The sequence below is a fragment of the Micromonospora gifhornensis genome, assembly GCF_016863515.1.
Lineage (GTDB): Bacteria > Actinomycetota > Actinomycetes > Mycobacteriales > Micromonosporaceae > Micromonospora > Micromonospora gifhornensis.
Map to the genome: position 1 here is coordinate 1 of NZ_BOPA01000013.1, position 25,641 is coordinate 25,641.

A 25,641-nucleotide genomic window follows, 5' to 3' on the forward strand; every position below is an offset into this window, starting at 1 on the left:
ATCTGGCTGCCGCCGGTGACCGGGCCCCGCCCGCGCCGCATCAGGAGGACCGAGTTGACCCCCTTCCGCTCCGCGACCGCTCTGGCGGCCGCATCAGCCATGCTGGCCACCACCCTCACCGGCTGCCAGTTCGGCGGGCAGGAGCAGGACACCTCGCCGATCGTCATCGCCGCCGACCTGGAACTGTCCGGGGCGGCCGCCGGCGTCGGCAAGGCGTACCGGCAGGCACTGGAGTTGAAAGTCCAACAGCTGAATGACTCCGGTGCCCTGAACGGCAGGACTGTCGAACTGTTGTTGAAGGACAACCGCTCCGACGCCAGTGAGTCACTGCGCAACATCGCCGACTTCGGCAACGATAAACGGGTCAGCGCCATCATCATGGGCGGCTGCAACGAATGCGCGATCGGCGCAGCGCGCACCATCAATGAGAAGCAGATCCCCACCGTCGCACTCGCCTCGGCCAGCGCAGTGGCCAATCCGGTCGCAGATCGACGCTACGTGTTCAAGTTGGCACCGAATGCAGCCGACAATGCCAGCGCTCTCACCGTCGAACTCGTCCGCCGGAAGGTCACCTCCGTCGGCCTGCTGCGCACTGACGACGCCTACGGCCGGGAGGGCGTCCAAGCCCTGCGCGCCGAGTTCCGCAAGGCCGGCATCCAGCTGACCGCCGAGGCGTCGCTGCGTACCACCGACACCGAGGTGGACCGGCAGGCCGGCACGCTCGCCGCGGCCGAACCCGAGGCGTTGGTCATCTGGACCCCGCCGGAGCAGGCCATGCTCGCCGCCGCCGCGGTCAAGCAGGCCGGCTTCACCGGTCCGCTGTACTTCGACGCGTCCGCCGCGGGTGACCTCTTCCTCGGTGCGTCGGGCCGGGCCGCCGAGCGGGCGACGCTCGTCTTCACCCAGACGATGGTGATCGACGACGTCATCGCCACCACCCCCGCGAAGGCCGCGCGCCGCCAGTGGTTCCAGGACTACACCGCCCGCTTCGGCGGGTACCACGGTTCGTCGTCGTTCGCGGCGGACGCCGTGCAGCTCATCGTCGACGCCGAACTGCGCGCGGGTGGTCCCCCGGCAACTGTCGACCGGGAGGGGCTGCGCGACGTGCTGGAGACCTCGCAGATGGACGGGCTGTCCGGGCCGATCCGGATGACGCCGGACAACCACTCCGGGCTGATGCCGCAGGCGCTCACCACCCTGGTCGCCCGTAACGGCCGCTGGCGGTTGGCCAGCTGAGGTCCGTCTCTGTGGCCTCGGTGGGTGTGGCCCCAGCACAACCGGCTCCGGGCGGTCAGGCTTGATCCCTGCGCCGGTTGTGCTGGGGCCACACCTGCGTCCGTCGAAGGGTGACGGACGCGGTCAGCTTGGGTGGGGGTCTCTGTCCTGGGTTGCGGTCCGCGAGCTGTCGCCCGTCCGCTCTGAGATGAGGGTCAGCGGCTGGAGGTGGTTTCGCGCAGCCAGGGCAGGCTGAAGCGCTCGACGAGCACCAGCGCGCCGTAGAACAGGATGCTGACCAGGGCGATCAGGATGATCGCGGCCCACGCCGTGGCGGTGTCGCCGACGCCGGCGTACTGCTGGATCACGTAACCCAGGCCGCCCTCGCCGGCCTGGAACTCGCCGATCACCGCGCCGATCGCGGCCAGCGGCATGGCCACCTTGAGTCCGACGAAGATCTGCGGCAGGGCGGCCGGGAAGCGGATCTTCCGGAACGACTGCCAGCGGGAGGCGTTGTACGACCGGACCAGTTCGGCCAGTTCGGCCGGCGTGGTGGTCAGACCGGTCGCGGTGGACAGCACGATCGGGAAGAAGCAGAGCAGGAAGACCATCGTCAGAATCGGCTTCTGACCCCAACCGAGCGCCACCACCAGCAGCGGACCCAACGTGATCTTCGGCACCGCGTTGACGGCCACCAGCAGTGGGGTGAACATCCGCTCGACCGTCCGCGAGGCGGCCAACGCCAGACCGATCAGCACTCCCGCCGCAGCGGATAGCGCGAAGCCGATCAGGATCGCGCGAGTGGTGACGGCGGTGTGCTCCAGCAGCCGGTCCGGCCGCTCGAGGAACGCCGACAGCACGCTGCCCGGCGGCGGTAGGGCGGCCGGGTGGATCAGCTCCAGCCGGGCGACCAGCCACCAGAGACCGAATGCGACAAGCAGACCAACGGCCGGCAGCAACGCCGCGACGGTGGCGAGCCGCAGGTCACCGGCGCGCACTCGTCGGCCGCGCGGTACGGCATGGAGCGGCTCGGGCACGCTCCCCGCCGTCTGGCGAGGGCGGACGTCGGTCATTGGATCCTCCTACGTTTCGTGGTTCGGTGCCGAGGCGGGTACGCCGCACCGGACAACCGGTGCGGCGTACCCGCCGTCGACGTGGTGGGGCTGCTCAGGCCTTGGGGGCGAGGTTGAAGTCGATGACCTGCTCGGGGGTCAGGTCGGACTTCAGCGCACCCGCACCGCGCAGGATCGCGATGCTCTTGGCGACCCGGCCACTGTCCAACGTGCCCAGAGCGGTACCGGAGTTGCTGGAGCGGACGTACCCCGCCATCAGCTGAAGCTCGGCGGCGGCCGCAGCGGGGTTCACCGCTTCGGCGTTCTTGGCCAGGATGTCGGCCGCCTCCTGCGGGTTCGCCAGGGCGTACTCCAGGCCCTTGAGCAGCGCTGCGGTGAACCGCTTGACCGACTCCGGCTTGTCAGCGGCGTACTGCTTGGAGGTGATCAGCACGTTGCCGTAGAGGTCCTGCATCACGTTGCTGTACGGCAGCAGGACCGCCTTCTTCTTGGTCACCGCCTCGACGGTCGGCTGACCGACGACGAACTGGCCAATGCCGTCGACCGAGCTGGCGGCGAGCATGCCCATCAGGGTCTGCGCCTCACCGTTGACCCAGGTCACCTTCTCGTAGTCGATGCCGGCCATCCGCGCGTACGTCGGGAAGAGGTTACGCACGACGGACCCGGGGGTGTCGGCGAGCTTCTTGCCCTCCAGGTCCTTGGGGGTGTTGATCCCCGTGCCCTCGACGGTGGCGATGGCGGCCATGGTGCGCTGCTGGATCGCCGCGACCGCGACGAAGTCCTTGGCCTCGCCGTTGCCGAGCTGGAGCAGGCCACCGGTCAGGTCGATCGGGCCGAACTGCGCCTGGCCGCCGACGATCGTCTGGATCACGGCGTTGGTGCCCTGGCCGGGCTTGATGTCTACCTCGAAGCCGGCCTCCTTGAAGTAGCCCTTCTCCTTCGCCACCCACGCGTAGGAGTCGCGCCCGAAGTTGCCGAACGAGGTGAGGTAGGTCACCTGTTCCAGGGCCGCGCCTCCGCCGCTGTTGGTGTCGTCGGTGTCGTCCGAGCCGCTGCTGCACGCGGCGACGAGGGCGAGCGCGGTGGCCATGGTGGCCGCGGCGACCGTACGGGTCAGCCTTTTCATCAGTGCACCTTGTCCTTTCCAACCGGGGCGTCGGGCCGCCGGGAGGGAGTGTGTCGGGCGGCGCCGGCAGCCGGAAGGGGAGCCGACACCGCGCATCGAGGGGATTCTGCGCGGGCACAGCGTACGAGAGGTCCACCTTTGTGCCGCCAGGCGTATCGGGTTGCGGTACGGAAACAAAGTCATGTCCACCCCGGACGGTGCTTTTCGGGACGAGGCCGGTTAGCCTGTGGCGGATTCCTGATCAACTACTCAGCGGAGGCCCCCGGAGATGATCCGTCTGTCCGAGGTGTCCCGCACCTTCGACGGCCGCACCGGCCGGGTCGAAGCGCTGCGCGGCATCGACCTCGACGTGGGCGATGGCGAGTTCATCGCGATCCTCGGCCGATCCGGGTGCGGCAAGTCCACTCTGCTGCGACTGATCGCCGGGCTGATCCCGGTCAGCTCCGGTGAGATCACTGTGGGCGGTACGCCGATCACCAAGCCACGCCAGGACATCGCCATGCTGTTCCAGCGCCCGGCCCTGCTGCCGTGGCGGACCGTACTGGACAACGTCCTGCTGCCGGTGGAGATCTTCGGCTGGAAGCGGGCCGACCACCGCGAGCGGGCCCGGGAACTGCTCGACGTCGCCGGCCTGGCCGGCTTCGAGAAGCGGCTGCCGCACGAGCTCTCCGGCGGCATGCAGCAGCGGGTGTCGCTGTGCCGGTCGTTGATCGGCAACCCCCGGGTGATGTTGATGGACGAGCCCTTCTCCGCCCTCGACGCGCTCACCCGGGAGGAGCTGTCCGGGGAACTCCAGCGGGTGCACATGAGCAGCCGGGCCACTGTCGTCTTCGTCACCCACTCCATCGACGAAGCCGTCCTGCTCGCCGACCGGGTGGTGGTGCTCAGCCCGCGTCCGGGCCGGGTTCGCAAGATCGTCGAGGTGAACATCCCCCGCCCGCGTACGCTCGGCCGCAACGCCCACCTGGCGGAGGTCGCCCAGGTCAGCGCCGACCTGCACGAGCTGCTGATGGAACGCGACCAGCCGGTGGCCGCCGGCCCCGAAGGGCGATGAGGATGCGGGTCACCGTCTTCACCGAGCCGCACCGGGGCGCCAGCTACGACGACCAGCTCCGCTTCGCCCGGCTCGCCGAGGAAGGTGGGTTCGAGGGCTTCTTCCGCGCCGACCACTACCAGGCGATGGGCGACGAACCGGCCCTGCCCGGCCCGACCGACGCCTGGTTGACGCTTGCCGCGCTCGCCCGGGAGACCAGCCGGATCCGGCTCGGCACCCTGGTCACCTCGGCCACCTTCCGGCTGCCCGGACCGTTGGCCGTGATGGTGTCCCAGGTGGACCAGATGAGCGGCGGCCGGGTCGAGCTGGGCATCGGTGCCGGCTGGTACGCCCGGGAGCACATCTCGTACGGCATTCCGTTCCCCTCGGTCACCGAACGTTTCGACCGGTTCGCCGAGCAGCTGGAAGTGATCAGCGGGCTGTGGGCCACGCGATCGGGCGAGACCTTCAGCTACGCCGGAGAGCACTACCAGCTCGCCGACGCCCCCGCGCTGCCGAAGCCGGTGCAGACCCCGGGCCCGCCGATCATCGTCGGCGGGCGTGGTCCCCGGCGTACCCCCGAACTGGCCGCCCGGTACGCCGACGAGTTCAACGTTCCGTTCACCAGCCTTGAGCAGACCGGTGACGCGTACGAGCGGGCCCGGCAGGCCAGCGAGCGGATCGGCCGCGCCGACAGCGGACGTGCCCCGCTGGTGCTCTCGGCGGGCATCGTGGTGGCGGTCGGGCGTACCGACGCGGAGGCCGCACGGCGGGCCGCGCCCCTGCACGTCAAGAGCGCCCTGCCGCCCGAGGACGCGGTGATCGGTTCGCCGCAGCAACTGGTCGACCGGATCGGCGAGTTCGCGGCGATCGGCACCCAGCGGGTGCACCTGCGTCTGATCGACCTCACCGACCTCGACCACCTGGAGCTCATCGCCAGCGAGGTGCTCCCCCGACTGGAGGCGACCCGATGACCGGCAACTCCCCCACCACCCCGGCGACCGACCAGGATCTCGTGCTCGGCCCGGTGGGCCAGGAGATCGTCCTGGAGAACGACCGGGTACGGGTCTGGCACATCCGGCTCGAGCCGGGCGAGCAGCAGCCGCTGCACCGCCACGACCACCCCTACCTGGTGGTGGCCGTGCAGGGTGCGAAGAACGTGATCCAGACCGTCGACGGCGTACGGATCGACGCGGACGAGCCGACCGGTGGGGTGGTCTACCGCGACCCCGGCGCGGTGCACATGCTTACCAATGTCGGTGACACGACATACCTGGCCCGGCTGGTCGAACTCAAGTAGACCTACCGCAACCAGGTCGGACGGCGTTCACGGCGCGCCGGTGGCGATCGGTGGCAACGGACCGTAACGTGCCGGACATGGCCAATCGGACCTTGAGCCGCCTATTGCTCACGGCGTTCGGCGTCAGCCTGCTGGCCGGAGCCGGTCAGCTTGGCCTCGCCTTCGGCTTCGGCATCGTCCGGCTCACCGGCGCCTTCAGCGGCGCCACTGTCAACCAGTGGCCGGCCCAGCTCGTCTGGGTCGGCTGGTTCGCGGCGAACGCCGCCGTGATCGGTGCCGTGCTCACCGAGCGGACGGCCCGGCAGGACCGCCAACTCACCGGCACCGGCCGGCAACTGGCGGTCGCCGGCAGCGCTGCGCTGGGTGCCACGGTCGTGGCACCGTTGTGCATGCAACCGGCCCGCAGCGCCGAGCTCATCTCCGTCGATCCGGTCTGGGCCGTGGCCATCTGCGCCGTCCTCGGTGCGGTCGTCGGCGCGGGTGCCGCGCTGGCCGTACTCGTCCGGCCACCGTTCGCCTGGAACATGGCCGCCGTCGCCGCAGCGATGTGGCTGATCGCCCTGCTGTCGGTCGTACCGTCACTGGGTGCCAGCGGGCCGCTGATCCCGGTCCGCCTCGGTGTGCTGGAGCCGGTCTGGTTCTCCGCCGACACCGCGCAGCGGTTGGCCCTGCTGATCCTGCCGTTGACCACCCTGCTGGCCGGCATCGCCGGTGGGTGGGCGGCCCGGTGGCGCGGGCACCCGCCCCTGGTCAGCGGACCGAGCGGGGTCGCCGGGCCGGTGCTGGTGGCCTTCGCCTACCTGGCCGCCGGGCCGGGCGACTCGGCCGACCGTTATCAACTCGCCCCGTACTACGGTGCCCTGATCGCGATCGCCGTCGGCGCGCTCGGCTCGACCGCTGCCGCCCTGCTGCCCTGGCCGCTGACCGGCCGCGCCCGTCCCGACACCCAGGCCATCGAGCCGACCGCGATTCTCCAGCCGCTGCCCCCGACCCCGGCCCTGCCCACCTCGCCGACCCGTCCGGCCGGGCAGCAACCGGCGGACCCGCCACCGCACTGGCAGTGGCCGGACCAGCGGACGAGTTCCCTGCCCACGGCCGCCGGGGCGGCACCCACCCGCGCCGACACACCGTCGATCAACGCACCGGCCTTCTCCGGCCCCGCCGAGCACACCGTCGGCGCGGAGGCCACCAGCTCAGCCGCGACCGGGACGTCAGTCGACGCACCGCCGGCAACGGTAGGTGTCGCGACCGGTGCGGGGCTCGAAGCGCAGGAATCGCCGGCAGCTGACGACCGCCACCCCGCCCCGGCAACCACCGGCCGCACGTCGACGGCGGAGACACCCGCACCAGCGGACGCCGCCACGACGACCGTCGAGCCCCTGCGTCCCGAGACCCCCGCCTCAGCGGAGGCCCCTGCCGCGCCGGATGACGTCGAGTTCGCGGTCGACCCGATGCCGGTGGGAGACGGCAGCGACATCCGCCGGGCCGGGCGGGCCGCCAGGTCACCACGGGCAACGGCCCGGCCTTCGGCGCCGAGCCCGGCTTCGCCTTCGGACCTGACCTCGGACCTGGCTACGCCCCCGAGCCTGGCTCCGGCCTCGGGCCTGGCTCCGGCTTCGGGCCTGGCTACGCCCCCAGTCCAGGCTTCGCCTTCAGACCCGGCTTCGGGCCCGGCTCCGGCTCCAGGCCCGCTCGCGGACGCGGCACCGGCGGGCAAGACGCCCACGCCCCGGCGGACGCGCAAACCCCGGACCAGCACGACGGCCGCGGGTTCGGACCAGCCGTCCGAGGACGGGCAACCTCCCGCGCCCGCCCATGTCGCGCCCGACGCCAACCCGACTTCGCCCGCCGACACCCAACCCGTCGCCGCTGAGCCCGTTGCCGCTGAGCCCGTCGCCGCTGAGCCCGTCGCCGACACCAGGCCGGACGCCAAGGCCACCCCGTCCGTCGACACCAAGCCGGACGCCGACACTGCAGGCTCACCCTGGCCGAGCGGTGGCACCGGCGGGAGCGCCGCCAACGTGCGACCCGAGCCGACACCGCGCCCCCGGCACCGCCTGTCGTTGCCCGAACTGAACGCGACGACGCCCTGGAACGCCTTCGCGCCGACCCGGCCGGCCGATCCGCAACCGGGCGACGAGAAGACCGGTGCCGCCCACGAGCCTCCCGCTGCCGGCGGTCCAGCCGCCATCGAGCCGCCGACGCCGACCGGTCACGACAGAACCGGCGCAACCGGCGGAACCGACCCCGCGCCGTCCGCCGGGCCGGCAGCGGCACCCACCGGTCCGGTGGCAGCCTCGCCCGCCGGGCTGGATCCCGCTTCGCCTGCGGTGCTCGACCCGATGACCACCGCACGGGAGGTCTCGGCCGCCTTCGCCGCCGTGCCGAGCCTCTCCAGCGACCCGGCAGCCACCGCCCGCGACCTCTCCGCCGCCTTCACCAAGCCGCCCGCCGTCGCCCCTGAGGACGTCCAGCCGAGCGGCGAACGTGACAAGGGGCTGCGCGGCCTGTTTCGGCGCGGCAAGTCCCGCCCGGACAACACCGAGGGCGGCGAGGAGCCGCTGGCGGCCCAGGACGAGGAGTACGTGGACTGGGTGACCGGGCTCGGCCGGCCGGTGGCCGACGACGAACCCGCGCCGAAGAAGTCCCGTCGTTCGCTGCGCTCGACCGGCCGGCACCACCGGGACTGACGGTGCCCTGCCGGCCGAGCGCGCGACGGGTCAGACCAGCGCAGGCCAGACCAGCGCAGGCCAGGCAAGCGCAGATCAGGCAAGCGCAGATCAGGCAAGCGCAGGTCAGGCAGGCAGGAGGTCAGGCCAGCGGCAGGTAGACGCGCCCACCGGCGGCGAGGAACTCGTCGGACTTGTCCTTCATGCCCCGGGCGGCGTACTCCTTGAGATCCTGGGTGATCTTCATGGAGCAGAACTTCGGCCCGCACATCGAGCAGAAGTGGGCCGTCTTCGCCGGTTCGGCGGGCAGCGTCGCATCGTGGTACGACCGTGCCGTCTCCGGGTCGAGCGAGAGGTTGAACTGGTCCTCCCAGCGGAACTCGAACCGCGCCTTGGACAGCGCGTCGTCCCAGGCCTGCGCGCCCGGGTGCCCCTTGGCCAGGTCCGCCGCGTGCGCCGCGATCTTGTACGCGATCACGCCCGCCTTCACGTCGTCGCGGTCCGGCAGCCCCAGGTGCTCCTTCGGGGTCACGTAGCAGAGCATCGCGGTGCCGAACATGCCGATCATGGCGGCGCCGATGGCCGAGGTGATGTGGTCGTACGCGGGCGCGATGTCAGTGGTCAGCGGGCCGAGCGTGTAGAAGGGCGCCTCGTGGCACCACTCCTGCTGAAGGTCCACATTCTCCTTGATCTTGTGCATCGGCACGTGACCCGGACCCTCGATCATCACCTGTACGTCGTACTCCCAGGCGATCTGCGTCAGTTCGCCGAGCGTGCGCAGCTCGGCGAACTGCGCCTCGTCGTTGGCGTCCGCGATCGAGCCGGGCCGCAGCCCGTCGCCGAGAGAGAAGGTGACGTCGTAGCGGGCCAGGATCTCGCAGAGTTCCCGGAAGTGGGTGTAGAGGAAGTTCTCCTCGTGGTGCGCCAGGCACCAGGCCGCCATGATCGACCCACCGCGCGAGACGATTCCGGTCACCCGGTTCACCGCCAACGGCACGTACGGCAGCAGCACCCCGGCGTGCACGGTCATGTAGTCCACGCCCTGCTCGGCCTGCTCGATCACGGTGTCCCGGAACACCTCCCAGCTCAGCTTGACCGGGTCGCCACCGACCTTCTCCAACGCCTGGTAGATCGGTACCGTGCCGATCGGCACCGGCGAGTTGCGCACGATCGCCTCGCGGGTCTCGTGGATCCGCTTGCCGGTGGACAGGTCCATCACCGTGTCCGCGCCCCACCGGGTCGCCCAGGTCAGCTTCTCCACCTCCTCGGCCACCGAGGAACTGACCGCCGAGGTACCGATGTTGGCGTTGACCTTGACCAGGAACGCCTTGCCGATGATGGCCGGCTCGCACTCCGGGTGGTTGATGTTGAGCGGCAGCACCGCCCGCCCGGCCGCGATCTCGTCCCGGACGAACTCGGGCGACATGCCCTCCCGGATCGCCACGAACTCCATCTCCGGCGTGACCACCCCGGCCCGGGCGTACGCGAGCTGGGTCGGCCGTTTCCCGCCCGCCCCGGCCAACGGGGTGCCCGGTCCGCGCGCCGGGGCGACATCTCCCCGCTCGGCGATCCACGGCCCGCGCAGCGCGGGCAGCCCGACCTGCGGATCGGAGCCCGGACCGGAGGTGTCGTAGAGCCGCACCGGCGGGTTGTCCCCGGTCAGCTCCACCTCCGCGAACGGCACCCGGATCTCCGGCCGCGATCCCTCGACGTACACCTTGCGCCGTACCTGCATGACTACCTCCTGCTCAGGCGGACCAGCCGAAGTGGTCCAACGGGCCGCGTCCCGCGCCCAACTCCCAGGCCCGCGCGCCGGTCAGCCCGCGGGTCACGTACTCCTTGGCGGTGGCGACCGCCACCGGCACCGAATCGCCCATCGCCAGCCGCACCGCGGTCGCCGCCGAGAACGAGCACCCGGTCCCGTGGCTGTGCCGGGTCGGCACCCGGGGGGCCCGCAGCACCGTCGTCCCGTCCGGGCCGTGCAGCACGTCCAGCGCTTCGCCGCCGGTGTCGACGTCACCGCCGGTCACGATCACCCACTCCGGTCCACCGGACGCCAGGGCCCGGGCGGCAGTCGTCATCTCCGCCAGGTCCGTCACCGCAGCGCCGGTGAGCGCCGCGGCCTCCGCGCTGTTCGGCGTCGCCACCCGGGCGTACGGCAACAGCCGCTCCACCGCCGCCACCACGCCGAGCCGGTGCCCGCTGGTGGCCACCAGCACCGGATCGACGACGAGCTGCGGAAGTCGCCCGGCCGCCGCGGCGTCGGCGATCGCCCCCGCCACCGCCGGGGTACCGAGCATTCCGGTCTTGACCGCCCGTACCGCGAAGTCGGACAGCACGCTGTCGAGTTGGTCGGTGACCGTCTGCGGGGGCAGCGGCAGGACGGCGTCCACGCCTCGGGTGTTCTGCGCGGTCACCGCGGTGATCACGCTGGTGCCGTAGGCGCCGAGCGCGGCGAAGACCTTCAGGTCGGCCTGGATGCCGGCGCCGCCGCCGGAGTCCGAGCCGGCCACGGTGAGCACGGTCGTCGGGGTCATCTGTCTTCCTCGATGGTGAGGCCGCGCGGCTGCCCGATGGCCGCCGCGAAGGCGCTTGTCAGTTCGGCTGCGGTCTGTCGGGGGTCGGGGGACCGCATGACGGCCCCGAGCACGGCGACGCCGACCGCGCCCGCCCGCACGCAGGCGCGTACCTGGGCTGGTGTCTCGATGCCGCCGAGGGCCAGCACCGGTACCGGACTCAGGCGGATCAGCGCGGCCAGTCCCACCGTCCCCAGCGGCGGCCCGTACCCGGGTTTGGTGCTTGTCGGATAGACCGGCGAGAGGAAGGCGTAGTCCTCGGTACGCAGCCGGCGCAGCTCCGCCTCGTCGTGGCAGGACCGGCCGACCAGTTCGGCGCCCGGCGGCGGGCCGGCGTCGGTCGCCGACAGATGCAGCGCCAACCGGCCGTCACCACCTACTCCCCTGCCCCTCTGCTCTGCTTCGCTGTCCAGCAGGGGGTCCGGTCCGGCGACGATGAGGGTGCCGGCGGCCCCGGTCAGGATCGGCCGCAGCTCGGCGGCGAGGGCCGACCGCTCGGCGCGGGGCAGATCCTTCTCGCGCAGCACCACCCAGCGCACGCCCCCGGCCACGGCTGCCGCCACCACGTCGACAAGCGGCCTGCGGGCCAGCCGCCGGTCGGTGAGCACCACGACCCCCGAGACGGTCGGGGAACCCGACAGGCCGCCCTCGCCAGGGTGCGGGATCACAGGTCGGGGCGACCTTCGTCGGGGGTGGAGGCGAGGGCGTGGAAGCGGCGGGGGATGCGGCCGGCACCGGCGGCGAGACGACCGGCGGTGATCGCGTGGCGCATCGCGGTGGCCATCGCCACCGGATCGGCGGCCCGGGTCACCGCGCTGGCCAGCAGCACCGCGTCGCAGCCCAACTCCATGGCCAGCGCCGCGTCGGAGGCGGTACCGATCCCGGCGTCCAGGATCACCGGCACGTCGACGCTCTGCCGGATCAGCCGGATGTGGTGCGGGTTGGACACCCCGAGCCCCGACCCGATCGGCGAGCCGGCCGGCATCACCGCCGCGCAGCCCACGTCGGCGAGCCGGCGGGCCAGGATCGGATCGTCCGAGGTGTACGGCAGCACGGTGAACCCGTCGTCGACGAGTTCCTCGGCGGCGCGCAGCAGTTCCACCCCGTCGGGCAGCAGCGTGCGCTCGTCGCCGATCACCTCCAGCTTGACCCAGTCGGTGTCGAACGCGTCCCTCGCCAGGTGCGCCACCTTCACCGCCTCCCCGGCGGTGTAGCAGCCGGCCGTGTTCGGCAGCAGCCGTACCCCGCACCGGTCCAGCAGATCCAGCAGACCGCCCGAGCCACCGGGGACGGTGTCCACCCGACGCAGTGCCAGAGTGACAAGCTCGGTGCCGGAGGCCCGGATCGCCTGCTCCAGCACGTGCAGGTTCGCCGCGCCACCGGTACCGAGGATCAGCCGTGACCCGAACCGGGTACCGCCGATCTCGAAGCTGTCGGAGTCCATGGTCACCCGCCCTGCGCGGCGCTGAGCACCTCGACCCGGTCGCCACCGCGCAGCGCCGTCGCCGGCCAGCCGGTACGCGGCACCACCTCACCGTTCACCGCCACCGCCACCCCGCGCTGCTGCGGGGTGACCTGCCGAACCAGGTCGGCGACCGTGGCACCGTCGGGCACGTCCCGCTCGACGCCGTTCACCGTCAACTCCACAGGTCGTCCTCCTTGCTGTCCGGGTGGAACCGGTCGGCCCGAAACGGGGTGAGCAGCGGGTCGTCCGTCCCCTCCCCGGTGATCAGGCCGGTGATCAGATCCGCGGTGACCGGGGTGAGCACGATCCCGTGCCGGTGGTGGCCGGTGGCCGCCAGCACGTCCGGTCGGCCCGGGAGCGGCCCGAGGATCGGCGCGTTGTCCGGGGTGCCCGGACGCAGCCCGGCGATCGTCTCCACCAGGTCGTACTCGGCAAGCTCGGGCATCAGGTCGACGGCGGCCCGCAGCAGCCGCAGCACCGCACCGGCGGATACCGCCACGTCGGTGCGTTCCTCGACGGTGGCGCCGACGACCACCTCACCGCACTCGCGCGGGACCAGGTAGACGTGCTCGCCGTCGGCGTACCCCCGGATGACGTGCCGGAAGCCCGGCGGGCCACCGTCGGGGGTGCGTAGCCGCAGCACCTGGCCCTTCACCGGACGGACCGGCAGCCCGGTGAGGGCGGCGGCGCCGCAGCCGGCGGCGACCACTGTCACCCCGCCCGACGGCTCGGACAGCTGCCGGACCGGCTCGGTGACCAGCATCGCGCCGGCCCGCGCGGCGGCGAGGCGCAGCGCCGGCACCAGACGGCGCGGATCGACCTGATGGTCGGTGGCGGCGAGCGCGCCGCCGCGAACCCGCGGTGCCAGCGCCGGTTCGTGTTCCCGCAGCTGGGAGGGGCGCAGCGGGGTCACCGGCAGACCCAACCCCTGCTGGTACGCCCACAGTCGGCGCGCTTCGGCCAGGTCGTCGGCGGTGAGCCCGACCATCAGGGTGCCCTCGGTCCGGTATCCGATGTCGACTCCGGTCACCTCGGTGAGCTCGGCGGCGAAGCCCGGCCAGCGTCGGGCGGATTCGGTGAGCAGCCCGGTCAACTCGTGTTCGCCGAAGTACGCCTCGGCCACCGGCGCCAGCATGCCCGCAGCGACGTGCGAGGCACCCGAGCCGGGCGCCGGATCGTGCACCACGACGCGCAGCCCGCGTGCCGCGCACCGCCACGCGATCGCCAACCCGATCGGCCCCGCCCCCACCACCGTCACCTGCGGTGCAAGGAAGGGCCCCTTGTTAACTCCTCCGGTAGAGGAAGGGCCCCTTGTTAACACGCCAGTGCGTCCATGAACTCGGCTGCGGCGTGGGCGGGGTCGGCGGCTCCGGAGAGCGCGCCGACCACCGCCACCCCGTACACGCCGGCGGACCGCAACACAGGCACGTCCTCCGCCGTCACTCCCCCGATGGCGATCACCGGCACGGTGACCGCCTCGACCACCGCCCGGACGCCCGCCACGCCGATCGCCGGCGGCAGGCCGTCCTTGGTGGTGGTGGCGTGGCAGGGGCCCACGCCCAGATAGCTTGCGCCGGCGGCGACGGCCTCGGCCGCCGACACCGGCTCGCGCGCGGTGGCGCCCAGCACCGCATCCGAGCCGAGCACCCGCCGGGCCGTCGCCACCGGCAGGTCGTCGGCACCGACGTGGCCGCCGGACGCGCCCGCCGCCAGCGCCACGTGCAACCGGTCGTTGACCAGGCAGGTGACCCCGTACGGGCGGCAGAGCACCAGCACCTGCCGGGTCAGCTCGTACGCCTCGCGGTCGGTGGTGGTGTCCTCGACCCGGACCTGGACGACCAGTTCGGTGTGGGCCACCGGCAGTGCGGCGGCGAGCACGGCGAGCGCATCCCGCCCAGGGCGGGTGTCGGTGATCAGATGCAGTCGTCCGAGGGACGGCACGGCAACTCTCCTCCCTGCGCCGGCATTACCCGGATCAGGTTCGACGGTCGGGGGCTGGCAGCCCCCCTCTCAGCCCGGTACACCGGGCTCCCGTGGGTTCGTTGGGTGTCACCGTACGTTGTTTCGGCTGTGCCGCCAACCCCCGTCCTGCCGTACGAGCCGGGCCGAGGGCAGCCGCGTCAATCCGACTCGCCGGGACGCGGCGACCGGAAAAACCCCCGATATGCAGTGACTCATGCCAATTGCCCAAGCTCTCGTTACCAATCTGTTACATCAATGAGTCTTGCCCGACACCGATCGACAAACACAAATTGAATGATCGGCTCAGTTCCTCGGCAGCCAGACCCTCACCGTCAGGTACGAGCGCTCGGACCGAACCGGAGTAGTCACCGCCGCCCGCTCCGACCCGTCCCACCCGGAAGAGGAGACTTTCGTGCCCCGAACCCGCCGTCGACGAGCAACGCCCGGTCTACTGACCGTGGCGCTGCTCGCCCTCGTACTCGTACTGACCGGTGCGCCCGCTCCGATCGCCGGGCCCGCAGCCGCCCAGGCCGCCGGCCGTACCGCAGCCGCTGCCGCCGCTGACCCGTACTCCGTCCTGGTGTTCTCCAAGACCGCCGGGTTCCGCCACGACTCGATCCCCGCGGGCATCCGGGCGATCCAGCAACTCGGCACCGCGAACAATTTCACAGTCGTCACCACAGAGGACGGCGGCGCCTTCACCGACACCAACCTGGCCCGGTTCAAGGCGGTCATCTGGTTGTCGACCACAGGTGACGTGCTCAACGCCAGCCAGCAGTCGGCCTTCGAGCGCTACATCCGCGCCGGTGGTGGATACGTCGGCGTGCACGCCGCCTCCGACACCGAATACGACTGGGCCTGGTACGGCCAACTGGTCGGCGCGTACTTCAACAGCCACCCGGCGAACCAGACGGCGACCGTGAAGGTCGAGGACTACACCCACGAGTCGACCCGACACCTGCCGGAGCGGTGGTCCCGGTACGACGAGTGGTACAACTTCCGCACCAACCCCCGCGCCCGTCAGGTGCAGGTGCTGGCCTCGCTCGACGAGCGCAGCTACAGCCCCGGTAGCGGGGCGATGGGGCACGACCACCCGATCGCCTGGTGCCAGGGCTACGACGGTGGCCGGTCCTGGTACACCGGCGGTGGGCACACCCAGGAGTCCTTCTCCGACGCGGCCTTCCTGCAACACCTGCTCGGCGGCATCCAGACCGCGGCCGGTGTGGTGCACTCCGACTGCGGCGCCGGCCGGGCCGCCAGCTTCGAGAAGGTGACGCTGGACAGCAACACCAGCAACCCGATGGAGCTGGACATCGCGCCCGACGGCCGGGTCTTCTACATCGAGCGCGACGGCCGCGTGCAGATCATCAAGCCGGACAGCGGCCAGACCGTCACCGCACTGCGGTTGAGCGTCTTCGCCGGCAACGAGGACGGCCTGCTCGGCATCCGACTCGACCCCAACTTCGCCAGCAACGGATGGGTCTGGCTCTACTACGCCCCGAGCGCGGGCGGCTCCCGCAACTACCTGTCCCGGTTCACCGTCACCGGTGACACGATCAGCGCGTCGAGCGAACGGGTCGTGCTGGAGGTGCCCACGCAGCGCAACACCTGCTGCCACATGGGCGGGACGATGACCTTCGACTCGGCCGGCAACCTCTACCTGGCCACCGGGGACAACACCAACCCCTTCGAGTCCAGTGGCTACAGCCCGTTGGACGAGCGCTCCGGCCGGTCGGACTACGACGCGCAGCGCACCGCCGGCAACACCAACGACCTGCGTGGCAAGGTGCTCAGGATCCGGCCGCAGGCCGACGGGACGTACACCATCCCGAGCGGAAACCTGTTCGCCCCGGGCACCGCGCGGACCCGTCCCGAGATCTACGCGATGGGCCTGCGCAACCCGTTCCGGATCGGCGTCGACCCGGTCACCAACGTGCTCTACGTCGCCGACTACGGCCCGGACGCCACCACCACCAACGCGAACCGGGGCCCGGAGGGCCTGGTCGAGTGGAACATCGTCGACCGGCCCGGCAACTTCGGCTGGCCGTACTGCCACGGCAACAACCAGGCGTACAACGACTACCAGTTCCCGTCCGGCCCGAGCGGGGCGAAGTTCAACTGCTCCGCGCCGGTGAACAACTCCCCCAACAACACCGGCCTGACCAACCTGCCGGCGGCCATTCCGGCCACTGTCGACTACGGCTACGGCGGCAACAGCCGCTTCCCGGAGATCGGCGGCGGTGGAGCGCCCATGGCCGGCCCCGTCTACCGGTTCGACCCGACCATCTCGTCCCGCCGCCAGTGGCCGGCGTACTTCGACGGCAAGTCGATCTTCGGCGAGTGGAACCAGTCGCGGATGTACACCATGCAGGTGAGCAAGGACGGCAAGACGCTCGTCGACATCAACCGGATCCTCGATCAGATGACCTTCGTCCGGCCGATGGACATGGAGTTCGGCCCCGACGGCGCGTTGTACCTGATCGAGTGGGGCAGCGGCTTCGGCGGCAACAACGACAACTCCGGGGTCTACCGGATCGACTACACCGCCGGTGCCCGTGCCCCGATCGCGGTCGCCTCGGCGAACCCGACCTCGGGAGCGCCACCACTTGCCGTGAGCTTCTCCAGCGCCGGCTCCCGTGACCCGGACGGCGGGGCGCTCACCTACGCCTGGACGTTCGGTGACGGTGGCACCTCCACCCAGGCCAACCCGACCCACACGTACACCCGGTCCGGCAGTTACACCGCGCAGCTTCGGGTCACCAACCCGGCGGGGCGGACCGCGGTGGCGAACGTGCCGATCACCGTCGGCAACACGGCACCGACCGTCACCATCGAGTTCCCGCCGGACGGTGGTTTCTTCGCCTGGGGTGACCAGGTCGCCTACACCATCAGCGTCACCGACCCGGAGGACGGCACGATCGACTGCGCCGACGTCGAACTCCAGGTCCTGCTCGGTCACGACGAGCACGCCCACCCGCTGGAGCGGCACACCGGCTGCACCGGCACGGTGCAGACCCAGCTCGCCGACGGCCACGGAGCGGACGCCAACGTCTTCACCGTGCTGGAGGCGACCTACACCGACAAGGGCGGATCCGACGGGGCCGAGCCGCAGACCGGCCGGGCACTGAAGATCCTCCAGCCCAAGCGCAAGGAGGCCGAGTACTTCTCGGCCACCGGCCGGGTGGCGGGTGCCACCGGCGGCGGCACCGCCGGGGTCGAGAAGGAGACCACCGGTGACACCGCCGGCGGCGGGCAGAACATCGGCTGGATCGAGGACGGCGACTGGTGGTCGGTCACCCCGGCCAGCCTGACCGGCGTCACGTCGATCCAGTTCCGGGTCGCCTCGGCCACCTCCGGCGGCCGGATCGAGGTACGCGCCGGCGCCGCGGACGGGCCACTGATCACCACCGCCACCGTGGCCGGCACCAGCGGGTGGCAGACGTACACCGACGTCACCGCGCAGATTCCCAACGGCGCCTCCTCGGAGGGCGGGCTGTTCTTCGTCGCCCGGGACCCCAACCGGGGCACCGGAACCCTGTTCAACGTCAACTGGATGAACTTCGTCGGCCCCGGTGTGAGCGGCAACGCCCCACCGACGGTCACCGCCACGGGCACCCCGACCAGCGGGACCGCGCCACTGCCCGTGACCTTCACCGGTACGGCGACCGACCCGGACGGGGACACCCCGCTGTCGTACGCCTGGGACTTCGGCGACGGTGCGACGGCGACCACGCTCAACGCCACCCACACGTACACCACGCCTGGCACCTACACCGCCACCCTGACGGTCACCGACAGCCGGGGCGCGCGGGCGCAGGCCACGGTGCCGATCCGGGTCGACGGGACCGGGGGCAACGAGCCCTGCCAGGTGCAGCAGGGGCCAGTACGGTCCGACGAGTTCACCGGTACCTCGCTGGATCGTCAGCGGTGGAGCGGCGTGGTGCGGGACAACCAGTCGCTCTCGGTCTCCGGGGGTGCGCTACGCCTGCCCACCGCCGCGGGTGACCTGTACGGCACCCGCAACGACGCGACAAACCTGGTGCTCCAGCCCGCACCCAGCGGGGCCTGGCAGGCGACCACCCGGGTCACCGTCGCGGCCCGGGCCGACTACCAGCAGGCCGGCCTGATCCTCTACGGCAACGACGACAACTACGCCAAGCTGGACCTGGTCTACGGCGGCAACCGCAAGGTGGAGTTCATCCGGGAGAGCTCCGGGACGCCGCGCAACGACAGCGCGGACGCCACCGCCGCTCCCACCGGTGACACCATCCATCTGCGACTGACGAGCGACGGGACGAACCTGACCGCGGCCTACTCGACCGACGGTCAGACCTTCACCCCGGTCGGCCGGTCCGCCGCCCTGGCCGGTATCACCAACCCGCGGATCGGGCTGTTCGCCCTCAACGGCGGCACCACCGCGCCGGTGGTGAACGCCGAGTTCGACTGGTTCCGGATCACCCCGGAGGCCACCACCGGCACGAGCACCACGCCCTCGGACGAGTTCACCGGCAGCAGCCTGGAGAAGTGCCGGTGGAACGCCATCGTGCGGGAGGACGCGACCCGCTACCGGGTCACCGACGGCGCGCTGCGCATCGACGTGCCGAACGGTGACATCTACGGCACCACCAACACCGGTCCGACCAACTTCATCCTCCAGAACAGCCCGGCCGGGAACTGGACGATCCAGACCCGGGTCGACGGCAGCCTGCTCAACGAGCAGTACCAGCAGGCCGGTCTGCTGGTGTACGCCGACGACGACAACTACCTGAAGTACGACTACGTCACGGACAACGCGGCGGGTCAGACGATCTCGCGGCGGATCGAGTTCCGCAGCGAGGTCGGCGGGGTGGTGCAGAGCACCCAACCGCAGGCGACCGGCCTGACGCAGGGGATCTGGCACCTGCGGCTGACGCGTAGCGGCAGCACCTACACCGCTGCGTACTCGGCGGACGGCACGACTTGGACGACCCTGGGCTCGTTGACGAGCACCGCGGTCGGCACGACTCCGAAGGTGGGCCTGTTCACCCTCAGCGGCAACCAGACCGCCTCGAAGACGGCGGCATTCGACTACTTCCGGCTCACGCCCGGGTAGCCGACAGCCAGGGGCCGGCCCGTACCTCCACCCGGAGGTACGGGCCGGCCGCTCCATGTCGGAGATACGGGCTTTGAGCGAACTGACCAGGAATGTCACGCGCAGTTACCGAAACGTTATCAATCGAAGTGTTGCCATAAACCGTTTCAGCGGGGCTAATTTGTTCAGCGAATCGACATAATGCTGGAACGGACACCACCGGCGAGGTGTCCGGACCTGCTCCATCTGGGACGGTCTTCGGCGAGCCGGCCCCCGCGACCCCGTCCAGCAAGGACAGAGGAGACCGGAGTGTCCCGACCACCCCGTGCCCGCGTACCCATCACCGCCACACTTCTCACCCTCGGCCTCGCCGCGACCGGCCTCGTCGGCGTTCCTGCCGCACAGGCCGCGCCGAGCGTAAAGGCCGTCGCGCAGAGCGCCCCCGTCAAGCAGGCCGCGCCCGCCGCGAACGCCGCAGCCGAGGACTTCTCGGTCCTGGTCTTCTCCAAGACCGCCGGCTTCCGGCACGACTCGATCCCGACCGGCATCGCCGCGATCCAGCAGCTCGGTGCCACAAACGGGTTCACCGTCGACACCACCGAGGACGGCGCCGCGTTCACCGATGAGAACCTGGCCCGCTACGAGGCGGTGATCTGGCTCTCCACCACCGGCGACGTGCTCAACGCCGAGCAGCAGGAGGCGTTCGAGCGCTACATCCAGGCCGGCGGCGGCTACGCCGGCATCCACGCCGCCTCCGACACCGAATACAACTGGCCCTGGTACGGCGAGCTGGTGGGCGCGTACTTCGCCAACCACCCGGCCAACCAGACGGCCACCGTCAAGGTGGAGGACCCGGCCCACGAGTCCACCGCCCACCTGCCGGAGCGCTGGTCCCGCTACGACGAGTGGTACAACTTCCGGACCAACCCGCGCGGCAAGGTGCACGTGCTGGCCACGCTCGACGAGCGCAGCTACTCCCCCGGCGCGGGCGCGATGGGTCACGACCACCCGATCGCCTGGTGCCGGGACTACGACGGCGGCCGGACCTGGTACACCGGCGGCGGCCACACCCGCGAGTCGTACGCCGAGCCGGAGTTCCTCCAGCATCTGCTCGGCGGCATCCGCACCGCGGCCGGGGTCAGCAGCGCCGACTGCCGCGCCACGCTGACGTCGAGCTTCGAGAAGGTCACGCTGGACAGCAACACCAGCAACCCGATGGAGCTGGACATCGCCCCCGACGGCCGGGTCTTCTACATCGAGCGCGACGGCCGGGTCCAGATCATCAAGCCGGACACCGGTAGCACCGTCACCGCCCTCGACCTCGACGTCTTCACCGGCAACGAGGACGGCCTGATCGGCATCCGGCTCGACCCGAACTTCGCCACGAACAACTGGGTGTATCTCTACTACGCCCCGAACGACGGGATCGCGCGCAACCTGCTGTCCCGGTTCACCGTCACCGGCGACTCGATCGACCCGGCCAGCGAGAAGGAGGTCCTGCGCGTCGACACGCAGCGCAACACCTGCTGCCACGCGGGCGGGACGATGGTCTTCGACTCGGACGGCAACCTCTACCTGGCCACCGGGGACAACACCAACCCGTTCTCCTCCGACGCCTACACGCCGATCGACGAGCGGCCCGGCCGCGCCGACTACGACGCGCAGCGCAGCTCCGGCAACACCAACGACCTGCGCGGCAAGGTGATCCGGATCCACCCGGAGGACGACGGGACGTACACCATCCCGGAGGGCAACCTCTTCCCGCCGGGCACCGAGAAGACCCGTCCCGAGATCTACGCGATGGGCTTCCGTAACCCGTTCCGGATCGGCATCGACCTCGCCACGAACGTGCTCTACGTGGCCGACTACGGGCCCGACGCCAACTCCGCCAACCCGAACCGGGGCCCGGAGGGTCTCGTCGAGTGGAACATCATCGACAAGCCGGGCAACTTCGGCTGGCCGTACTGCCACGGCGCGAACAAGGCGTACAACGACTACCAGTTCCCGTCCGGGCCGAGCGGTGCCAAGTTCGACTGCGCGAACCTGGTAAACGACTCGCCCAACAACACCGGCCTGACCAACCTGCCGCCGGCCGTCTCGGCCACTGTCGACTACGGCTACGCCGCGAACCCGCTGTTCCCCGAGATCGGTGGCGGCGGCGCGCCGATGGGCGGCCCGGTCTACCGGTACGACGCCGACCTGAACTCCGACCGCAAGTGGCCGGCGTACTTCGACGGCAAGGCGCTGCTCGGTGAGTGGAACCAGTCGCGGATGTACACCATGCAGCTCACCGCGGACGGCAAGTCCCTGGTGGACATCAACCGCCTGCTGGACGGGATGAGCTTCATCCGTCCGATGGACTTCGAGTTCGGCCCCGACGGTGCGCTCTACATGATCGAGTGGGGCAGCGGCTTCGGCGGCAACAACGACAACTCCGGGGTCTACCGGATCGACTACATCGCCGGTGACCGGGCTCCGATCGCCGTGGGCAGCGCCAACCCGACCTCCGGGCCGGCTCCGCTGACCGTCAGCTTCTCCAGCGCCGGCTCGCGTGACCCGGACGGTGGCGAGTTGACCTACGCCTGGACGTTCGGTGACGGCAACAGCTCCGACGTGGCCAACCCCACCCACACGTACGCCTCGGCGGGCAACTACAACGCCCAGCTCACCGTGACCAACCCCAAGGGGCGCACCGCGGTGGCGAACGTGCCGGTCACGGTCGGCAACACCGTACCGACGGTCACCATCGAGTTCCCGCCGGACGGCGGCTTCTTCGACTGGGGTGACCAGGTCAAGTACACCATCAAGGTGACCGACCCGGAGGACGGCGAGATCGACTGCGCCGACGTGGAACTCCAGGTGCTCCTCGGTCACGACGAGCACGCCCACCCGCTGGAGCAGCACACCGGCTGCGAAGGTGTGGTGCAGACCCAGCTCGCCGCCGGACACGGCGCCGAGGCGAACGTCTTCACCGTGCTGGAGGCGACCTACACCGACAAGGGTGGCTCCGGTGGGGCCAACCCGCTGACCGGCCGGGCCCTGGAGATCCTCCAGCCCAAGCGCAAGCAGGCCGAGTACTACTCCAACACCGGCCGGCTGGCCGACGGCACCGGCAGCGGCGACCCGGGTGTGGCCAAGGAGGCCACCGGGGACACCGCAGGCGGTGGTGACAACATCGGCTTCATCGAGGACGGCGACTGGTGGTCGGTCGAGCCGGCCAGCCTGACCGGCATCGAGTCGATCCGCTTCCGGGTGGCCTCGGCCAACTCCGGCGGTCGGCTCGAGGTCCGCGCCGGTGCGGCCGACGGTCCGCTTGTCACCTCGGTCGTCGTACCGGGGACCGGAGACTGGCAGTCGTACACCGACGTCACCGCCGAGGTTCCCGCTGACGCCGACTCGAACGGCAAGCTGTTCTTCGTCGCCCGCGACCCGGCCGGCGGCACGGCGAGCCTGTTCAACGTCAACTGGATCGACTTCCTCGGCAAGGGTGTCACCGACAACGCTCCGCCGGTCGTCACCGCCAACGCCACGCCGACCAGCGGCACCGCGCCGCTCACCGTCGCGTTCAGCGGTACGGCCACCGACCCCGAGGGCGACACCCCGCTGACGTACGAGTGGGACTTCGGTGACGGCGGTACGGCCGACACGCTCAACGCCGAGCACACCTACGCCGCGCCCGGCAACTTCACCGCCACCCTGACGGTGACCGACAGCCGGGGTGCCCGGTCGTACGCGACCGTGCCGGTCCGGATCGAATCGCCGAACACCTCCTGCCTCGGGGCGCGTTCGGACGACTTCACCGGCGACACGCTCAACCGCGACCGGTGGACCAGCGTGGTCCGGGAGAACCAGCTGCTGTCCGTCTCCGACGGCGCGCTGCGCCTGCCCACCGGGGTCGGCGACCTCTACGGCGACCGCAACGACGCCACCAACCTGGTGCTCCAGCCGGCACCGTCGGGTGCCTGGCAGGCGACCACGAAGGTCACTGTCCCGGTGACGGCGACCTACCAGCAGGCCGGTCTGATCATCTACGGCGACGACGACAACTACGCCAAGGTCGACCTGCTCTACAACGGCAGCCGGCGGGTGGAGTTCCTCCGGGAGACTGCCGGCACGCCGCGCAACGACAGTGCCGACAACGTCGCCGCACCGGACGGTGACACCGTCTACCTGCGGATCAGCAGCGACGGCACCAACCTGACCGCGGAGATGTCGGCCGACGGGCAGACCTTCAGCCCGGTCGGGCGGTCCGCCGCGCTGGCCGGCATCGAGAACCCGCGGATCGGCCTGTTCGCCCTCAACGGTGGCACCGACGCCCCCGTCGTGGATGCCGTGTTCGACTGGTTCCAGGTGACGCCGGACTCCCCGGCCGGGCCGGTCGACCCGTCCGACGAGTTCGACGGCATCTCGCTTGACAAGTGCCGGTGGAACGCGATCCTGCGGGAGGACCCGAGCGCCTACCGGGTCAGCGGCGGGAAACTCTACGTCGACGTGCCCAACGGTGACATCTACGGCACCAACAACACCGATCCGACGAACTTCATCCTGCAGAACGCCCCGACCGGCGACTGGACGATGGAGACCAGGATCGACGGCAGTCTGCTGGACGAGCAGTACCAGCAGGCGGGTCTGATCGTGTACGGCGACGACGACAACTACCTCAAGTTCGACTTCGTCGTGGACAACCAGGCCGGTCAGCCGGTGACGCGGCGGATCGAGTTCCGCAGCGAGATCGACGGGGTGATCCAGGACCCGCAGCCGGGTGCGGAGAACCTGACCTCGTCCGAGTGGTCCCTGCGGGTGTCCCGCGCCGGTGACACCTTCACCGCGTCGTACTCGGCGGACGGCACCACCTGGACGGCATTGACCGAACTGGTCAACGCGGCCGTGGGGGCGACCCCGAAGGTGGGCGTGTTCACCCTCAGCGGCAACCAGACCGCCTCGAAGGTGGCGTCGTTCGACTACTTCCGGTTCTCCGCGGAGGAGGTGCCGAGCGACACCGTGGCTCCGGTGACCACCGCCGAGGTGTCCGGTACGCCGGTCGAGGGCTGGCACACCGGTCCGGTGACCGTCACGCTGTCCGCCACCGATTCCGAGGGCGGCAGCGGGGTGGCCCGCACCGAGTACCAGCTCGGCGAGGCCACCGAGTGGACCGCCTACACCGACCCGGTGCAGGTGACCGGGGACGGCGAGCACGAGCTGCGGTTCCGCTCCGTCGACGAGGCCGGCAACGTGGAGGCGACGAAGACGGTCACCGTCCGGATCGACACCACCGCGCCGGTCAGCACCGCGTCGTTCGCTCCGGCGAACGACGAGGGCTGGCACAACGGCACCATCCCGGTGGTGCTCACCTCGACCGACGCCGGTTCCGGGGTGCAGCTGCTGGAGTGGTCGCTCGACGGTGGCGCGTGGACGCCGTACACCGAGCCGGTGGAGATCACCGGCGACGGCACCCACGAGCTGCTGTACCGGGCCACCGACAAGGTCGGCAACGTCGAGACGTTGAAGTCCGCGGTGGTACGCATCGACGGCACCAAGCCGACCCTGCTGGTCTCCGGCATCGCCGACGGTCAGCTCTACGGTGACAGCCAGGACGTGCGCGTGTCCTGGCAGGCGGTCGACCCGACCTCCGGCATCGCCACCGTGGTCGGCACGCTCAACGGCCGGCCGTACGCCAGCGGCACGCTGCAGGCGATGTACGAGCTGCCGTTGGGTCTGCACGAGCTGACCGTGACCGCGACCGACAAGGCGGGTAACGCCACCACCGCGTCGGTCCGGTTCTTCGTCACCACCTCGTTCCGGGACATGCAGAACCTGCTGGACCGGTTCAAGGCGACCGGACGCCTGTCCAACAAGGCGTACGACCAGTTGTCGAAGCAGCTCGAGAAGGTCCGCAAGGAGGAGGCCAAGGGCAAGGACGACAAGGCCATCAAGGAGCTGATCAAGTTCCGTGACCTTGCCGCCGACACCAAGCTGGTCGCCGAGGCGGAGATCCGGGAAGTGCTGATCCGGGACGCCGACGCGATGATCGTCCGGCTCGGCGGCACGGCCAGCACGGCGGGCGTCAAGGCCAATGACGGCAAGTCCGTCAAGGGCGCTGGACGCCTCGGTGACGACCCCACCCGGCTCGCACCCGGCCGTCGCCTGTGAT

Annotated in this window: 16 protein-coding genes and 1 riboswitch; of the genes, 7 read left to right on the forward strand and 9 right to left on the reverse strand. The window is 70.8% G+C overall.

All coding sequences use genetic code 11. The features are described from left to right. The first annotated feature begins 54 nt into the window (after positions 1–54). Entirely contained in the window at positions 55–1,236 is a 1,182-nt protein-coding gene (locus Vgi01_RS07745) for an ABC transporter substrate-binding protein (RefSeq protein ID WP_102658791.1), read from the forward strand. A 194-nt stretch (positions 1,237–1,430) separates the two neighbouring features. On the opposite strand, the gene Vgi01_RS07750 is transcribed toward Vgi01_RS07745, so the two are convergent. Both Vgi01_RS07750 and Vgi01_RS07755 read right to left on the reverse strand, forming a co-directional pair. Further along, positions 1,431–2,288: an ABC transporter permease gene (locus Vgi01_RS07750; RefSeq protein WP_204290570.1), complete on the reverse strand. Its 858-nt coding sequence runs from the start codon at positions 2,286–2,288 to the stop codon at positions 1,431–1,433. A gap of 94 nt (positions 2,289–2,382) precedes the next feature. Beyond that, entirely contained in the window at positions 2,383–3,414 is a 1,032-nt protein-coding gene (locus Vgi01_RS07755) for an ABC transporter substrate-binding protein (RefSeq protein WP_102658789.1), read from the reverse strand. Positions 3,415–3,682: 268 nt separating this feature from the next. Between Vgi01_RS07755 and Vgi01_RS07760 the strand changes: the two genes are divergently transcribed. The 4 genes from Vgi01_RS07760 (at position 3,683) to Vgi01_RS07775 (ending at position 8,437) form a co-directional block, all read left to right on the forward strand. Continuing rightward, the gene (locus Vgi01_RS07760) at positions 3,683–4,468 is read left to right on the forward strand and encodes an ABC transporter ATP-binding protein (protein WP_204290571.1); all 786 of its coding nucleotides are present in this window, start codon (positions 3,683–3,685) and stop codon (positions 4,466–4,468) included. Positions 4,469–4,470: 2 nt separating this feature from the next. Continuing rightward, positions 4,471–5,421 (forward strand): LLM class F420-dependent oxidoreductase, encoded by a 951-nt coding sequence (locus Vgi01_RS07765; RefSeq protein ID WP_102658787.1) that lies wholly within the window; start codon positions 4,471–4,473, stop codon positions 5,419–5,421. Continuing rightward, positions 5,418–5,747 (forward strand): cupin domain-containing protein, encoded by a 330-nt coding sequence (locus Vgi01_RS07770; protein WP_102658786.1) that lies wholly within the window; start codon positions 5,418–5,420, stop codon positions 5,745–5,747. The genes Vgi01_RS07765 and Vgi01_RS07770 overlap by 4 nt, the downstream gene beginning before the upstream one ends. 77 nt (positions 5,748–5,824) lie before the next feature. Further along, a complete protein-coding gene (locus tag Vgi01_RS07775) occupies positions 5,825–8,437 on the forward strand; it encodes a hypothetical protein (RefSeq protein ID WP_204290572.1) in 2,613 nt (870 codons plus the stop codon). Positions 8,438–8,558: 121 nt separating this feature from the next. On the opposite strand, the gene thiC is transcribed toward Vgi01_RS07775, so the two are convergent. The 7 genes from thiC to thiE all read right to left on the reverse strand — a co-directional run bounded on the left by thiC (position 8,559) and on the right by thiE (position 14,398). After that, positions 8,559–10,151, reverse strand: coding sequence for a phosphomethylpyrimidine synthase ThiC (gene thiC, locus Vgi01_RS07780; protein WP_204290573.1), 1,593 nt, complete (start codon positions 10,149–10,151; stop codon positions 8,559–8,561). Between the two features lie 13 nt (positions 10,152–10,164). Beyond that, positions 10,165–10,953: a bifunctional hydroxymethylpyrimidine kinase/phosphomethylpyrimidine kinase gene (thiD, locus tag Vgi01_RS07785; protein ID WP_102658783.1), complete on the reverse strand. Its 789-nt coding sequence runs from the start codon at positions 10,951–10,953 to the stop codon at positions 10,165–10,167. Continuing rightward, a complete protein-coding gene (locus Vgi01_RS07790) occupies positions 10,950–11,657 on the reverse strand; it encodes a thiamine phosphate synthase (protein ID WP_373306902.1) in 708 nt (235 codons plus the stop codon). Before Vgi01_RS07790 ends, thiD begins: the two co-directional genes overlap by 4 nt. After that, a complete protein-coding gene (locus Vgi01_RS07795; RefSeq protein WP_102658782.1) occupies positions 11,657–12,436 on the reverse strand; it encodes a thiazole synthase in 780 nt (259 codons plus the stop codon). Before Vgi01_RS07795 ends, Vgi01_RS07790 begins: the two co-directional genes overlap by 1 nt. 2 nt (positions 12,437–12,438) lie before the next feature. After that, complete coding sequence (gene thiS / locus Vgi01_RS07800; RefSeq protein WP_013735919.1) at positions 12,439–12,639, reverse strand: sulfur carrier protein ThiS; 201 nt, start codon at positions 12,637–12,639, stop codon at positions 12,439–12,441. After that, the gene (thiO, locus tag Vgi01_RS07805) at positions 12,630–13,778 is read right to left on the reverse strand and encodes a glycine oxidase ThiO (protein WP_102658781.1); all 1,149 of its coding nucleotides are present in this window, start codon (positions 13,776–13,778) and stop codon (positions 12,630–12,632) included. Before thiO ends, thiS begins: the two co-directional genes overlap by 10 nt. Further along, the gene (gene thiE, locus Vgi01_RS07810; RefSeq protein ID WP_102658780.1) at positions 13,772–14,398 is read right to left on the reverse strand and encodes a thiamine phosphate synthase; all 627 of its coding nucleotides are present in this window, start codon (positions 14,396–14,398) and stop codon (positions 13,772–13,774) included. The genes thiO and thiE overlap by 7 nt, the downstream gene beginning before the upstream one ends. Beyond that, positions 14,393–14,502: riboswitch (TPP riboswitch) on the reverse strand. (Overlaps the previous gene by 6 nt.) A gap of 329 nt (positions 14,503–14,831) precedes the next feature. On the opposite strand from thiE, the gene Vgi01_RS31110 reads away from it, so the two are divergent. Both Vgi01_RS31110 and Vgi01_RS07820 read left to right on the forward strand, forming a co-directional pair. Further along, complete coding sequence (locus Vgi01_RS31110) at positions 14,832–19,511, forward strand: ThuA domain-containing protein (protein WP_204290574.1); 4,680 nt, start codon at positions 14,832–14,834, stop codon at positions 19,509–19,511. A 288-nt stretch (positions 19,512–19,799) separates the two neighbouring features. Then, positions 19,800–25,640, forward strand: coding sequence for a ThuA domain-containing protein (locus Vgi01_RS07820; RefSeq protein WP_204290575.1), 5,841 nt, complete (start codon positions 19,800–19,802; stop codon positions 25,638–25,640). Position 25,641 lies beyond the last annotated feature (1 nt).

Excerpts from the sequence above, each read along its gene's own strand:
- Vgi01_RS07765 (WP_102658787.1), top strand. The coding sequence starts at position 4,471 with ATGCGGGTCACCGTCTTCACCGAGCCGCACCGGGGCGCCAGCTACGAC.
- Vgi01_RS07760 (WP_204290571.1), top strand. The coding sequence starts at position 3,683 with ATGATCCGTCTGTCCGAGGTGTCCCGCACCTTCGACGGCCGCACCGGC.
- Vgi01_RS07770 (WP_102658786.1), top strand. The coding sequence starts at position 5,418 with ATGACCGGCAACTCCCCCACCACCCCGGCGACCGACCAGGATCTCGTG.
- Vgi01_RS07795 (WP_102658782.1), bottom strand. The coding sequence starts at position 12,436 with ATGGACTCCGACAGCTTCGAGATCGGCGGTACCCGGTTCGGGTCACGG.
- Vgi01_RS07775 (WP_204290572.1), top strand. The coding sequence starts at position 5,825 with ATGGCCAATCGGACCTTGAGCCGCCTATTGCTCACGGCGTTCGGCGTC.
- Vgi01_RS07755 (WP_102658789.1), bottom strand. The coding sequence starts at position 3,414 with ATGAAAAGGCTGACCCGTACGGTCGCCGCGGCCACCATGGCCACCGCG.
- thiC (WP_204290573.1), bottom strand. The coding sequence starts at position 10,151 with ATGCAGGTACGGCGCAAGGTGTACGTCGAGGGATCGCGGCCGGAGATC.
- thiD (WP_102658783.1), bottom strand. The coding sequence starts at position 10,953 with ATGACCCCGACGACCGTGCTCACCGTGGCCGGCTCGGACTCCGGCGGC.
- Vgi01_RS07750 (WP_204290570.1), bottom strand. The coding sequence starts at position 2,288 with ATGACCGACGTCCGCCCTCGCCAGACGGCGGGGAGCGTGCCCGAGCCG.